This window comes from Halorubrum coriense DSM 10284 (assembly GCF_000337035.1).
In the GTDB taxonomy this organism is placed as follows: Archaea; Halobacteriota; Halobacteria; order Halobacteriales; family Haloferacaceae; genus Halorubrum; species Halorubrum coriense.
The window spans coordinates 120959-134533 of the sequence record NZ_AOJL01000013.1 but is presented as its reverse complement, the minus strand read 5'-3'; the positions used below and the strand labels follow the sequence as shown (position 1 = coordinate 134533).

The following is a 13575-nucleotide window of genomic DNA, read 5'->3' as shown; positions in this document are numbered from 1 at the left end:
AATGGCCTCCGGCAGGATCAACCGGAATGAATATCCTTCAGGCCTGATTCCCGGCCTGAAGGGGGTGTTGGCGGGTGTCAATCTCGTTGGAAACGAGAGTTGACACACCATTGCATTGGTCTGTGTGGTGTCCGGACCATCCAACGGCTTGGATGACACCGAACGACCACGGCTCACATCAGATCACCGCTTACGCCGGAGCGCAGGGGGCGTGATCCTCATCAGGTGAGTCGGATGAACCGACTCTGCGAAACCGGGACGGATTGAACGTCCCGAGTCCGCGGTGCGTTCTTTGCTTTTCAACCAAACGGGCTTACTTGTATAAGCCCGTCGGAACACTTTGACCGGCCGCGGTGCGGCCGATCGTTATCCCCCGCGCCGGGGGACCTTCGCATTCAATACGAACGGGGTTTTATATTTAACCCCATCGAACCATCGGCGTCAAGTCATGCGGTTTCATAGAGAGCTTTTCTCATAGCCACCGAGTGTAGCCCAATTGCGTCAGGAGTATCTCCATGGGTGATTCAGATATTAACCAACATACGACCCAGTAGAGTACGGTATGTTGGTTAAGAGAGTCGCACGAACCGATAGCGATTCAGGAAACGATCTCGGAAACGCTCGATTTATTCAGAAAATACAGGCACTGAGCCAGGGCCTGCTTCTATCTTCCTCTTCCTGAAACGCGGAAGTCCCACGCCGTGGCTTATCGGAACTGTAGATCACTAGTCGAGTATGGGAGATCACCCACCATCGAACCGAGTGGCGGCCGATAAGCGGACACGGGGGGCAGACCACAATCTGGGCTTGGCAGATCAAGCCGACCCAGCCACAGAAGAGATGCTCCTACCGTCACTCGACGACGGCATCACGTTGCTCGACGTAGACGGTGGCCGTGGCGTCCCAATCCTCCAGTCGCTCGTGCTTGACCATCTCTTGTTACACGATGGGCCCACCTTCTGGGTTGACGCGAACGGCCACGCGACGACGACGCTGGCGCAGATTACACCGAGCCAGCGGTTGCTCGATCGGATCCACGTCGCCCGCGGATTTACCGCGTACCAGCACTACGGCGCTGTCGACGATCTCTCGATGGCAGTAAACCAGGCAATCCAGGAATCGACCGCTGTCACCGGTACATCCGGTCGACAGTCAACGGTTCAAAACGAAAACTCGTCTCCACACACCCCGTCGCTCATCGTTGCGCCGGCCGTCGACGCCCAGTACCGCAGCAACGAGACGTTCAGCGAGCAGCACACAGAAACACTCCAAGCCGAGAACCCTCGCTCGACTAGCGACGTACGCCGACAGCTACGACGTCTCGGTACTCGTTACTCGGAGTACGATCGACGAGTTCACAGTACCGGTCGCGACGGCCGCCAGTCACCATCTTGAGTGTGAGCAAAGCCGGATGGGGCCGCGACTCGTCGGTGACGAGTTCGAGACACTCGTCTATCCCGTTGATGACGGTGCGTACTACCAGACCACGTTCGCCTACTGGCGACAGCTACTCGCCACACGGGCGACACAGGTTGGCCTCGAACCGGCGACACCCTCGTCGTCGACGTCGAGTCCGCCAGGTGTCGGAACAGGCGTGACCGCTGACAGTGAGACGATGTCGCTTACCACGAGTCCGCTCCTCGATGCGTGGACAGCACTTAGAGGGCGATAACAATGGGACGCACGAACCCAACATATCGGGATTCCCTGCGGGCTATCGAAGACCGTTGGGCGGAGTTCCGACGGGCGCTCCGTCGTCGCGACCAACCGCGCTTCGACCAGCTGTTCGAGTACGCTCGCGAACACGCCGACGCGAGTGGGCTGTTGAACCACCAGAATCCACTGGTGCCGGCGCTGTTCAGTATCGATCTCAAACAGGAGGCCACATTAGAAGACCATGAGGAACGCCTCGAAGTGCTCGAACGCCGGCTCAACGAACAACGCACCGATACACAAGTATCCGATGAAGAAACCAGCGAGCCACCCCAATGAGTACACTCGCGACGATCGCATTCGACATCGAGACGACGGGGTTTTCGACGACTGACCAGCTGACCGTCGTCGGCTTTGACGCCGAGATCGGCTCACGAGTATTCCTCAATACAGACGGGGGTGCGTGTGCCTCAGATATCGAACAGCGCGTGAACGACCAGCTTACGACGCCAGTAACACTCACTGTTCATGACGATGAGGGCGCGCTGTTGGACGCCGTCAAGACGTTCGTCGACGCCACGATCGCACAGCGAGATATCAAGCTCGTAGCCTATAACGGCGAAACATGGAAAGGCGGATTCGATCTGCCATTTCTTCGAACGCGGTTGAGTTATCACAGACGCGAGTGGCCGTTCGCTGAACTGCCGTACATCGACGTGATGAAGATCTTCTCCTCACGGTTCAATACGAGCGAGAACAGTCTCACTGGAGTGTATGACGAGCTTGTGGCTTCCGGACACAGCACAGTCGATCCATTTGAGGAGAGTAGCAAAGCGGTTGACGCGTGGGAGACTGGTGATTTCGAAGCGGTCGTACTCCACAACGTCGCCGATATACGGCGCACTCGAGCCCTGATGGACGTCGCCGAACGATACTGCTCGAAGTCAGATTTTTCAATGAAGTCACTTGAACCGGTGGATGGTGGTCAGTAACTCGTTTAATACAGATCACTATTGTGCGGCTCTGTTGGAATCCTCATCTGGGTATATGTTCTTGGAGCCATGCTGAATACAGAGCACGAGTTGTTGGCAGATCGACGACCGACTGTTACACAGGATTCTACATACGTATCCACCGCCGTCTGCGAGGCCACCAACGAGTCTGATTTCACTATGCCGCGACATCGTTGATTGGTCAAAACAAATAATAAAAGGAGGGCAGTAGTTGACACTGTGCGGCTTCCCTCCCGACGAGCGATTCTCACCGGTCTCCTGACTTGTCTCGTACTGATCGCCGGTTACACGACGCTGCTCTCCAATGACGAAACGCAAATTCTCATTGAGAACGAGCGAGAATCGAGCTACCAAGTCACGGTGTTTCAAACCACGCAAGAGAGCGCAGAAGAGCTTCGCTTCGACGTTACCACGAGAGCTGGACGTCAGAGGCTCGTCGAGATGGAAGAACTACGGGCCGATGCGAACTACACCAACGTCACCCTCCACACCCAGGTACGTTCGGACCGCGTGCCGACAGTCTCGGATGGGAACAGTACGAAATTTGTCGAGGACTGGAACCAGAGTCGAATGACCGTCTATGTCGTCGAGACGTATCAAAACGAGCTGGTGGACATACACACGATGCGGTGTGGCCGTAACATGGCACTCACGTTCACGACCGCTCCAGACGGAGACTTCAGAACCACCTCACGCTGCGTACAGGACGTTCACGGGTGATTTTGACCGCGAGTTGCTCGGCCCATTTAATCTTGACAGAACGTAAGAGTCCAAGGGACAGCCAGCAGTGATTATCTCTTCTGTAGTCAGTACGCTTCCTCAGACGGTATCAGAATTACCCGACTAGTCCCTGCTGTATACACCCTCTACATCGGTCACCCTGTTACTGACACCGATCAAGTAGTTAGCAAAGACGCTGCTGAATAGACAGCGCGAATCGGCTACGAGCAAGTGGACGCAACTGAATCGATTAGTGCGGCGGATATAGTTGGTGAATGTGTCGCTCCACACAGTACCAAGGGGAAGCGTCCGGATGGCTTGCTAATCGGAGGTTTCTGTTAGCTCGCCGCCGCTTTCCGAGCATCCATGCCTTCATAGATCTCCTGAGTGTAGTCTACCAGTATCAGCCGAACGTAGTCTTCTATTGTGTCGCCGAGTAAGTCCTCGAGTGTCTTCAGGAAGCGATCGATCGGCTCCACGCTGAGACAGTGTCGATTGAGGACCTCGTTGAAGGGAATCGTGTCTCCGAGCCGCTTGAAGATTACACGCAGAACACCCAAATGTGGCGGCACTGAAGCGGGCCCGCAACCAGAACCTCGCTGTCCATCCCGGACAAGACATTAGGTATGTGGTTGTTGATGATGAAAGGAACTCCCACGAGCGGGCCGCATTGGCCCACGAAGAGATTGCGTCGTACGATGCCTCGTATTACGAGACGCAACTCGTCCGTGCTGTCGAAAGTGTGCTAGCACCACTCGGCTGGAATCGGTCGGAGATTCGTCGAGCACTCGCGGAGACACGGGAGCCAGAACTGATGGCCTTCGCAGGCGGTGAGAAAAATTAACCAACAAAAGTGGCAGTTAGCGTAGGATCGTTGGTTAATTACGGATCCTTTGACACCGAACTTCCACACGCCTGTTGACGCAGTTCGTAGTCTCGCTGACCACGATTCGTTTTGTTGTCGGTTGTAATAAGGCAAAGAAACTACATTTCCACCACTCTCATGTGATTTCTATGTCCTCCCCCTCCAAGGCTGCCATCCAAACAGCACTGGATTCACTGTACCCGGACGCAGCTGTTCTCGATATCACACCAGTCGAAACTGGCAAAAACAGTGTTTATTCTGTTTCGTACGGTGACCGGAACACGATCCTGAAAGTCGGAACAGCGTCGGGTGACCGTGTGATGGCTGAACCGCAAATTATAGAACTTATCCGCGAGCACACAGCCGTTCCGGTCCCCGAGGTGATCGGAACCTCGAAGAACATGCTTGAATTTCCCTGCTGTCTCTACGAACGCGTACCCGGGCGAACATTCGCGGACCGGCCTGTCATCGAGTCTCCCGATCTCCTTGCCCGGATCTGTACTGAGGCTGGCCAGCACCTCGCCGGCCTACATAACATCGATACGTTTGGGCGGTGTGGGCCCATTGTTCTCGGCGACGACGGCCTAACAGTCGCAAACGTAGCCGATGACTGGCCATCAGGGTTCCAGCGCACGCTTGCGGCAAAGGTCGACCAGCTCGGACCGCAGTTCAAATCATATGTGGAGACTCTTAATGAGCACGTCAACGAGGCGACTACCAAGTGCCGCTCGACCACACCCGTCACCCCTGTCCTGGCCCACATGGACTACCGCCTCGCAAACCTCGTGATCGATCCCGACGCCGACTGTATCACCCAAGCTGTCCTCGACTGGGCAGGCGCCACCGCAGCACCTGCTGCGTACGAACTCGCTCATGTAGAAGCGTTGCTCACCGATTGGCCGATACTTGTCGCCGACCAAGTGACGCTATGGGAGCGGTTCCGAGAGGCATACGCTCAACGCCGAGAAATACCGACAATCCCCGATATCTACCGGGTTGACGCCCAGTTGCGCTTGATGAAACATCTCGACATGGAAATCGGGCACTTCGATAACGCCGCTGCCGAAGGTCGTGTCGAGGACCACCTCACGTCGCTTGAAGCTCTGGGCGCACTCTGAGACATTTGATATAACTCCGTTGGGCGGTTGGTAGCGTTGCGATAAGGAATGAGGCGGTCAAAAGATCGAGTGATCTATGCTCAGTTTTGACCGCCTCAGCGGCGATAACGGTTATATCGAATTAGATTTTCTGGAGCGAGAGGTGACACCCGAGTCGGCGATGAAGTTGGGTATCCGACTCCATTTGGCTGGACTATCACTTTCGGATACCGTCTCCATTCTTTAGAGGTTGGGTGTCGATCGCGATCGAACCACCGTCCATCAGTGGGTACAGAAGGCCGATCTACAGCCGACTGGCGGTGCTGATCCGAATCATGTTGCGGTCGATGAGGCCGTGATTCAACTCAATTCTGAGCAACATTGGCTGTACGCTGCCGTCGATCCCGGCACGAACCGCCTACTCCATGTTCGACTTTACCCGACGAGAAACAACGCAATTTTATCGATGTTTCTCTCAGAACTGCGTGAGAAACATCAGGTTGACGACGCAGTCTTTCTCGTCGACGGTGCGTCATGGTTACAGGCGGCCTGCCATCGCTACGGGCTCTGATTCCAACACGTCACACATGGGAATCGGAATGCCGTTGAACGTGTCATCCGTGAAGTAAAACGACGGACAAGCCACTTCTCAAATACGCTTAGCCACGCCGAGCCAAGCACCGCCGAAAATTGGTTACAAGCGTTCGCCTTTATATTGAATCAGCTTATCTAAACACCACCACACCGCCTTGGCACAGCCCGGAGTCTACCTTCACGACCTCTCTCGAGGATTCCAACCTCGGGCAGAGGTGGTAGACTGTAAACCCTAATATCCCAANGGAGTCTACCTTCACGACCTCTCTCGAGGATTCCAACCTCGGGCAGAGGTGGTAGACTGTAAACCCTAATATCCCAATCCAGCGGTGCGGTGCCGTGAGATTCCCGCGTCTTCAGGCGTGGGGGGAATGTCAAACATGGTGAATATCCAGCAGTCAGTTCAAAACATTCGCCACAACTACTCGGCGTGGTTGTCGAATAATGACTTGGGGTCAGCTTTCATTTTGGCCTCAACATCGGCAGACAGTTCACTAATCGATAGTTCATCAAGTGCCTGTTTGAGCTCCTCAGCTCTCGGGAGCGCGAGAATCTGACATTGCACGGGTTCTGATGTCGTTTGAATAAGCGTATCGAATCCAAACACATACTCTTGTGTTGTCGCAAAATCAAGCATTATTGGGTCAACAATAGCCGACGCAAAATCGTGAACGAACTCCGGAGGAGTGTGCTGGTTCGATGTGCTAAGCACATTGGCCCAGCCATCAACGAATCCACTGATCATAATATTCCCAATCTCCTCAATTGCGCTTTTGTGTAGCTCTTCGAATCCATCGGTAACCTCGCCGGTACCCATCGCCTCCGCAATTGTTTCACCAGAGGCTTCATCGAAGAGGATGAGAATATATCCGGTTGGTAAGCCAGTCAGTTCGGCAACCACACCAACGTGTTGTTCATCACCAAGTCGTGGCCCGATCTGTTCAATGGGGAGAAAGCTCATGCGGCTAATCGTGACCGTTGTCTCGATGCCAGTCATCGTCGTAATATTATCGCCTGCGGTGTCGCCACCTTTCGCAGCCATTTGGCTGAATGCTTGGAGTTTGTCGAGCGGGATCGGGGTCGACTCACTAGAGAGTTGATTATCAAGAATACGCTTGAACGACGCCTCCTGGAGAAAAATATACGCTGTCGTCTCAACTACGGCGTTTGTCGTTTCAAATGTGCTATTTATGGTCAATACCTGATTTGAAGTCTCATTGAGCGGTAACGCATCTGGGATAACATCTGCTCCATCTCCAGTGAGGTAGGTTGGTGGACGCTGATCGATGGACTGGTTGAGGTAGTCTGCCCAGCCGTCGATGAATCCACTCAGCATGATGTTTCCGACTTCGGTGAGTCGGGGTTCAAGCCCGATCTCTCCACCTTTATTACCGGGGAGACTCTTTGCGAGTGTCTTTGCGCCAGTCATGTTGAAAATAAGTAGTGCTGTTCCAGCAATCCCGCCAGAGAAGTCACTGGAAATACCGACAAGTTCCTGATTGTGAAGATCCGCAACGATATCTCGACGCCGAAGGAGGTCAATGCTTGTCGCTTCAACTGTCGGCTGGACGTTAGTCAGTTGGCCAAGTGATCGCGCAGCCTGTTTCGACCCGTCATGAGCAAGTTGGTTAAACTGCCCAAGCGCGTTAACCTCAATCTTCATATATTTGTATTGATTAGCGGGTACCCTGTTAACACTTGTTCTGTGTAACTCTGAAGATGACCGAGCCGTCGGTTTGGATGATGGTCTCGAGAAGATTCGAAAGTGGGGAGCGTTCGATCGCTTCGTTGTTGTACGATGTGAGCGTCGTCATCCAGTCACGCCGCTTCTCTTCGACGCCTTCCCAGCGGATCATCTCTGGGACTTCGTCGAAGACGTTCGTGATGTCGAACTGCTCTCTGTCGAACTCGAAGTTCTCCGGATACTGCGATCGCGTGGTGCCTTCGAGTCTGTCACAAGTGACGTCGCCGCGTTCTCCGGGGCCGATGAAGAACTTGAACTGCGCTTCGTCTTCAGGCTTGTAGATGATGAACTCGAAGTTAGCGACTGGTTCGATGCCGGCGATATGAAGCTCCATATCTAGCGGGAGTTTCCGGCCGTTTCCGTAGCGATGGAGGCCGTACAATTCTCGCTTGACCGTCTCTGAGTTTACCTCTTCGCGGACGGGCGTGATCTGAATGTACTCTTGTTCAGATTCGATTTCTTCGATGAACTTCTCTGCGTCATCAGCGTTAAGATCACCACTGAGGGAGGAACTAGCCGACGTTTCGTAGTTCGAAGCCGTGTTCTCCAGTTCGTTTTCGTTGGCATCAGATCTCGCGATAGTATCGGGATCTGAAATATCGAAATCATTATCAGTCACTCCCGGCTTGGAATCACCTGTTCGATTAGTTACTGATGCTTCGGTGTCTTCATCTGGTGCTATCGATGTGTCGCTGCTAATCGTGTCTTCAAGATCATCAGCAACATTAGATGGGTGTTCCTCAGAGGACTTAGGTGAGCCAGATGAGTCGTCCGATTGGGGTGGATTTCTTCTGCTATCTGTGCCTCCGTTATGAGCCATAAAAAACTCGATACAACCAGATTAAATATGTCTTTTGGGGTGGGGGTAGATTGATCAGATCCAGTGAAGGCTAGTGGGCGACTACCGTCTCGTCGTCTATCACAAATTTCTAGTCTCAAAGAGTAGATCTTAGACTTTTATCTTAGACGTGAGTCTTAGAATGTTAGAGTGCCAATCTTGTATGTGTGTGAATAGTGAGAAAGCGTCAAAAATGTCAATTTCCATGCGGTCGAGTCAGGCTTGTAGAGGAGTAACATCACCATCTGAGCTTTGAGGCCAGGCAATCGGCTCTCGCTCCGTATTCAAGTACAGACAAAAATTTTCGGCGGGTGATTTCGAGTACATTTCTTCGGATGAGACACTTGTGTGGCTCGGCCGAGTGGTCGCTACTACTGGGCAAGCAACCCGCCGTCGACAATGATCGGCTGTCCCATCACGTAGGATGCCTCCTCAGAGCAGAGCCAGACAACTGCGTCAGCTATCTCTTGGGGATCGCCAAGCCGATCCGCTGGAATACCCGCAGTGATCCGGTCCATCTCTTCTGAGTTGTCTTCACCTGCCTGTTGGACCATCGGCGTATCGATAACACCGGGACACACGGCGTTGAAACGGATTCCCTCTCCCGCATAATCGATTGTTGCCCGTCGAGTTAATCCGATAACCCCGTGCTTGCTGGCAACGTAGTGTGCGCTCCCATTCGCACTCACACCGGCGACCGACGACGTGTTGACGATCGCTCCACCACCACGTTCGATCATCTCGGGGATCTCTGCTTTGAGACACCGCCAGACACCCTTCAGATTGATGTCAATCATCCGGTCCCACTCTTCTTCGTCGTACTCAGCGAGACGAGCACCCTCATCGGCAATGCCAGCGTTGTTGTGTGCGAAATCAAGCCCGCCATATTCGTCAATGGCTGTCTGTACCATTGAGTCGACATCATCTGAATCAGTGACATCTGCGTTGACGAAAATCGCCTCGCCTCCGGCTTCCTCAATCAGTTCGACAGTCTCGTATCCGCCGTCTTCGTCAACGTCAGCGACGACAACCTTTGCTCCCGCTTCGGCGAACCGAAGTGATGATTGTCGGCCGATTCCTGACCCTCCGCCGGTAACAACTGCGACTCCGTCTTGGATTCCTTTCATAGGTTCACCTGCCACGCTGTAGCACGTGGGAAGCTTACAATAGTTTCTTATATATGATATACTTAACGAATATGTGAACTAGTTCAGGTGAATATCCCAACAAGTGCTCTGAGGCTACAGCGTCGTCGAGATACGTGGTGAACCCATGCTAACGAGATCGTGTCCTCGTCAAAAGGCGACGCATGAGATCACAAGGAGGGCGGGTGATTTTCACCCTCAGTCGGCTGATTGATCAGCCCGCCGCAACTCCAAACACAGCACTCCTCACAGCAGACGGAGTCCACCTACCGCGACGCTGAGGCCAGTCACAAATCCGGTCCCATGAGCGATCACGTTTGGAAACCGGCCACCAGACGCAGCCTCAACAGAAAACAGGACCACGACGAAGGAACTGACGACACCACCACACGCTCCAAGGAGTATGATCGCGTTCTGGTGCGTAGATAGCCACTGGCGAACGGCTATCTCTCGATACTGCCACCCGAGTCCGATGGCGACTAGCAGAATCGCCCCACCAATGGCTAGCACACCGGCACTCGGGACTGTGGGCAGTGAGGACCGATAGAGTGCGACACCTAGCCCACACACCACGAACGTGAACGTGGATGCGATCGAAATCGCCCACGTGTACCACGCAGCGAGCAGCCCCACCAGCCCAACACAAGCAGTCCACCGAGGGCGCTCACAACACCGGAGAATCCGTAGGCGACTGAGGGGGGTCCAACAAGCTCCCACCGTTGATACAGCAGCTAGTAGTCAACTGCCACCGTGGCGGGGGGAGTGATCAAAAGAAGACTCCCGTAGAGCAGCCAGAACAGCCGCCGTCGACCCCAGATGGAGTATAGCGTATACGCAAGTGCGACTACGATCCCGTACCATGCCAGATTTGATGCGAAATGGGCGGGACTATCGTGAATCGCTGCCGCCGTCCAGACAGTCACCAACTGTGGGTCGCCGTACGTAAACACGAACTGTGACACCAGCGGTTCTGGAACAGCAACGTGGATACCAGCAAGAACGCACGCTACGCTGAGAAGAACACCTACGCCGGCGTCACGGAGATGCCTCCGCAGATCTGTGAGGTGTGTGTCCGCCCTAGACATCGTGACCTCAACATCTGATTCACAGGGATTCCTTCAAGAGAATACTATATTCCACTCGATGTCGTGGCAAAGCGCATCCGGACGTCTAGAGCGTCGGTCCGCTTCGACGCACAGTTCGCCAGCGGCGGCAACCTCTTCGAGAATGAGTCGCTACGGGGCGGCTGGTCGGTCTTCAGAAATGTCCGGTGTGCTTTCAGTATCTGCGACTTCCATCCCGGTACTCGTCCGAATTGACAGATACCATCTCCAGCTAAGAAATCAAATGCCACTATGCGAACAAGAACCGGACAAGACTTAGCAGTGGCAGGACGCCCAAACCCGGAGTACGGCGAGTCGGTGAAACCACTCTCAAACGTGAGTAGCGTCAAGAACAGAAGGTGGTAGGTCGAGGAGTCGTTGGGTGTCTCTATTCGGTGGCGTTAGTGGCCGCGTGGGGCGCGTTGTTATCAATAAAAATAATTAGGTCGCCGGGGTTTACCTACCGTAGTGGGAGAAAAATGTATGGGGCTAATCGAGGCGGTGGAAGGTAGCTATGGTCGCCGGCTTCGGGGGATTGTAGCGGGGACAATCTTACTGACGATTGGGCTTTCCGCGTTGTTCGTCCAGCACCTACAGTCGGCCGGCACTGTGGATGCAGGAGTCGCTGCGGTCGCTGCGACGGCCTTCGTGATGCTACTGAATTTCGGGGTTGTCGGAATCATGGTCGGTGACAATGTCGGGACAGAACTCTCTCGGTTGCTGACGGTCGCGAGCGCGATCGAGGACGGTGATTTTCAGACCACGGCGAAGTCAGACAGGAGCGACGAGATTGGTAACCTGTTCGCCAGCATCGACGATATGCGAGTCTCGCTTGATGAAGCAGTGAGCGAGGCGGAGTCGGCACAGAAAGACGCTGAGGAGGCACAACAAGAGGCTGAGGAGATGAACGCAGCGTTGATGGAGCACGCGAAGTCAGTCGAGGGTGCGATGGAAGCCGCGGCAGACGGGGATTTTACGACGGAACTCGGTACCGACGCAGACGTAGAAGCGATGCGTGAGATCGCGGAGGCATACAACGCGATGGCAACCGACCTCTCCGTGACGATCGGCGAACTCCACGACTTCGCGGACGAAGTCGAGGAGACAAGTACGAACGTGTCCGAGAAGGCCGGGCAGGTCGGCGAAATGAACCAATACGTCGCGGGGCAGATTCGGGAATTGGCAGAGCAGGTTGAGGCGCAGAGTGGAAAACTCCAACAAGCGGTGAAAGAGACAGACAGTTTCTCGGCGCTCATTGAGGAGATCGCGTCGACCACGGACGACGTAGCGAACGACGCGACACGAGCGGCTGAGGCTGGTCAAGAAGGCGAGACGAAGGCGACACAGGCGATCGAGTCGATTCTCGCTATCGCGGAGCTGTTAGAGGAGCTTGAGGAGGTTATTCACGGACTCGATACGCAGATGGACGAGGTCGGGAGTACGACCGAGATCATCTCCGAGATCGCCGAGGAGACGAACATCCTTGCGCTGAACGCTTCGATCGAGGCGTCGCGAGCGGGCGAGGAGGGAGACGGGTTCGAGGTCGTCGCCGAGGAGGTGAAGCAACTTGCCGAGGAGACCCAGCAGTCGACGGCGGAGGTGGACAAGACGATTTCCAGCGCGATCGACGACGTCGACGAGGTGAGCTCGGACATGAAGGCGACGGTCGAGCAGATCGACGAGACGACCCAGTCGGCCCGTGAGGCGGGTGAGACGATAGCCGAACTGACGAGTACCGTTGAGGAAGTCGATTCGGCGATGGGAGACATTTCGGACGCGACGGCCGAAGGCGCGACGGGCGTCGAGGAAGTGGCGGCCGTCGTGAACGAGGTCTCCGAGAGCGCGAAGAATGTAGTCTCTGACGCCCGCACCGTTGCTGAGTCGGCCGAGGAAGCGGCCGAGATGATGGAAGAAGTTGAGGCGATCACGTCCGACCTCACGGACCGGACGCACGAGCTTGAGGCGCGACTGAGTGAGTTTGAAACCCGTGATGTGGATGCGGAGCCAACGACGGTAGAACCGGAACAAACGCCACAGGCCGGGGCGAAGACGCGCCGGACGGGGGTGACTGACGATGATTGACACCACAGCGATACACTACGGAACAGCGGCCGTTTACGCGGTTTCAGCAATCGTTCTGACCGGCCTAACGCTTCGGAAGGAGAAAGCCGCTCGCCGGTACTGCTACCCGTTCCTCGGCCTGATTGGGCTCGCAACAGTAATGGCGGCAGCGTGGGGTGCGGGCATCGGTTTCGTGTCGGTGGGGAGCGGTGTCTTGCGGCTCCCACAGTTGGTGACTGACTACCCGACCTACGTGTTGCTGTTCGGGTTCTCGGTCTACGTCTCGGGGGCCGGACGGCGGTACATCGGCGGGGTCGTGGGGCTTCTGCTGGCGGTCCGGATCTCATACGACCTCGTAGCCGTGTTTGACGGGATCATCGCGACGGTCGCGAATCTCGGGATCATAGCCTTCTATCTCGTGGCAATTGTGCTTATGTACGGGCCTATCGCCAAGAAAGCGTCCAACCAGCCGCCCCGGAAAGAACTCTTGTACGCGAAGACCCGGAACCTCGTGGTGTTCATCTTCGCGATGCTGGTCGTGTGGTCGCAGTTGGAGGTGACCGGAGTCCTCGATTTGTTCACATTGACAGCGACCCTCCAATATACCAATATCATCTACCGCGTTGGGTTTGCTGCGCTCGTCGTCCAGAACGTTGGGGCGCTGGTCGACAACGACGGAGAGACGATACCAGAGACACCGACTTCATCCGGACAGGTAACCGCGGACGACTGACAACCGCGA

General features: G+C 55.1%; 9 protein-coding genes and 3 pseudogenes. 9 read left to right on the top strand and 3 right to left on the bottom strand.

Annotation, left to right across the window (positions count from 1 at the left end; genetic code table 11):
* The first annotated feature begins 840 nt into the window (after window positions 1–840).
* The 7 genes and pseudogenes from C464_RS02715 (at window position 841) to C464_RS17230 (ending at window position 6081) form a co-directional block, all read left to right on the top strand.
* A pseudogene (locus tag C464_RS02715) lies at window positions 841–1672 on the top strand (hypothetical protein).
* Between the two features lie 2 nt (window positions 1673–1674).
* On the top strand, window positions 1675–1992 hold the full coding sequence (locus C464_RS17240; RefSeq protein ID WP_080510390.1) for a hypothetical protein: 318 nt from the start codon (window positions 1675–1677) through the stop codon (window positions 1990–1992).
* Window positions 1989–2645, top strand: coding sequence for a ribonuclease H-like domain-containing protein (locus C464_RS02710; protein WP_006111979.1), 657 nt, complete (start codon window positions 1989–1991; stop codon window positions 2643–2645). Before C464_RS17240 ends, C464_RS02710 begins: the two co-directional genes overlap by 4 nt.
* 240 nt (window positions 2646–2885) lie before the next feature.
* The gene (locus C464_RS02705) at window positions 2886–3386 is read left to right on the top strand and encodes a hypothetical protein (protein WP_006111978.1); all 501 of its coding nucleotides are present in this window, start codon (window positions 2886–2888) and stop codon (window positions 3384–3386) included.
* A gap of 440 nt (window positions 3387–3826) precedes the next feature.
* Window positions 3827–4230 (top strand): annotated as a pseudogene (locus tag C464_RS17235) (DNA polymerase domain-containing protein); the annotation flags it as partial.
* Between the two features lie 170 nt (window positions 4231–4400).
* Window positions 4401–5369 carry a phosphotransferase family protein gene (locus C464_RS02695; RefSeq protein ID WP_080510389.1) on the top strand — a complete coding sequence of 323 codons (969 nt, stop codon included), beginning with the start codon at window positions 4401–4403 and terminating at the stop codon, window positions 5367–5369.
* Between the two features lie 76 nt (window positions 5370–5445).
* A pseudogene (locus tag C464_RS17230) lies at window positions 5446–6081 on the top strand (IS6 family transposase).
* A gap of 282 nt (window positions 6082–6363) precedes the next feature.
* Here the strand turns inward: C464_RS17230 and C464_RS17225 are convergent.
* The 3 genes from C464_RS17225 to C464_RS02680 all read right to left on the bottom strand — a co-directional run bounded on the left by C464_RS17225 (window position 6364) and on the right by C464_RS02680 (window position 9651).
* A complete protein-coding gene (locus C464_RS17225; protein WP_080510388.1) occupies window positions 6364–7605 on the bottom strand; it encodes a chemotaxis protein CheC in 1242 nt (413 codons plus the stop codon).
* 28 nt (window positions 7606–7633) lie between these two features.
* A complete protein-coding gene (locus tag C464_RS19390; RefSeq protein ID WP_193366007.1) occupies window positions 7634–8506 on the bottom strand; it encodes a hypothetical protein in 873 nt (290 codons plus the stop codon).
* Window positions 8507–8895: 389 nt separating this feature from the next.
* Window positions 8896–9651 carry a glucose 1-dehydrogenase gene (locus C464_RS02680; RefSeq protein ID WP_006111973.1) on the bottom strand — a complete coding sequence of 252 codons (756 nt, stop codon included), beginning with the start codon at window positions 9649–9651 and terminating at the stop codon, window positions 8896–8898.
* A 1604-nt stretch (window positions 9652–11255) separates the two neighbouring features.
* Here C464_RS02680 and C464_RS02675 point away from each other — a divergent pair.
* Both C464_RS02675 and C464_RS02670 read left to right on the top strand, forming a co-directional pair.
* Complete coding sequence (locus tag C464_RS02675; RefSeq protein ID WP_006111972.1) at window positions 11256–12854, top strand: methyl-accepting chemotaxis protein; 1599 nt, start codon at window positions 11256–11258, stop codon at window positions 12852–12854.
* On the top strand, window positions 12847–13566 hold the full coding sequence (locus C464_RS02670) for a G protein-coupled receptor family protein (RefSeq protein ID WP_006111971.1): 720 nt from the start codon (window positions 12847–12849) through the stop codon (window positions 13564–13566). The genes C464_RS02675 and C464_RS02670 overlap by 8 nt, the downstream gene beginning before the upstream one ends.
* Window positions 13567–13575 lie beyond the last annotated feature (9 nt).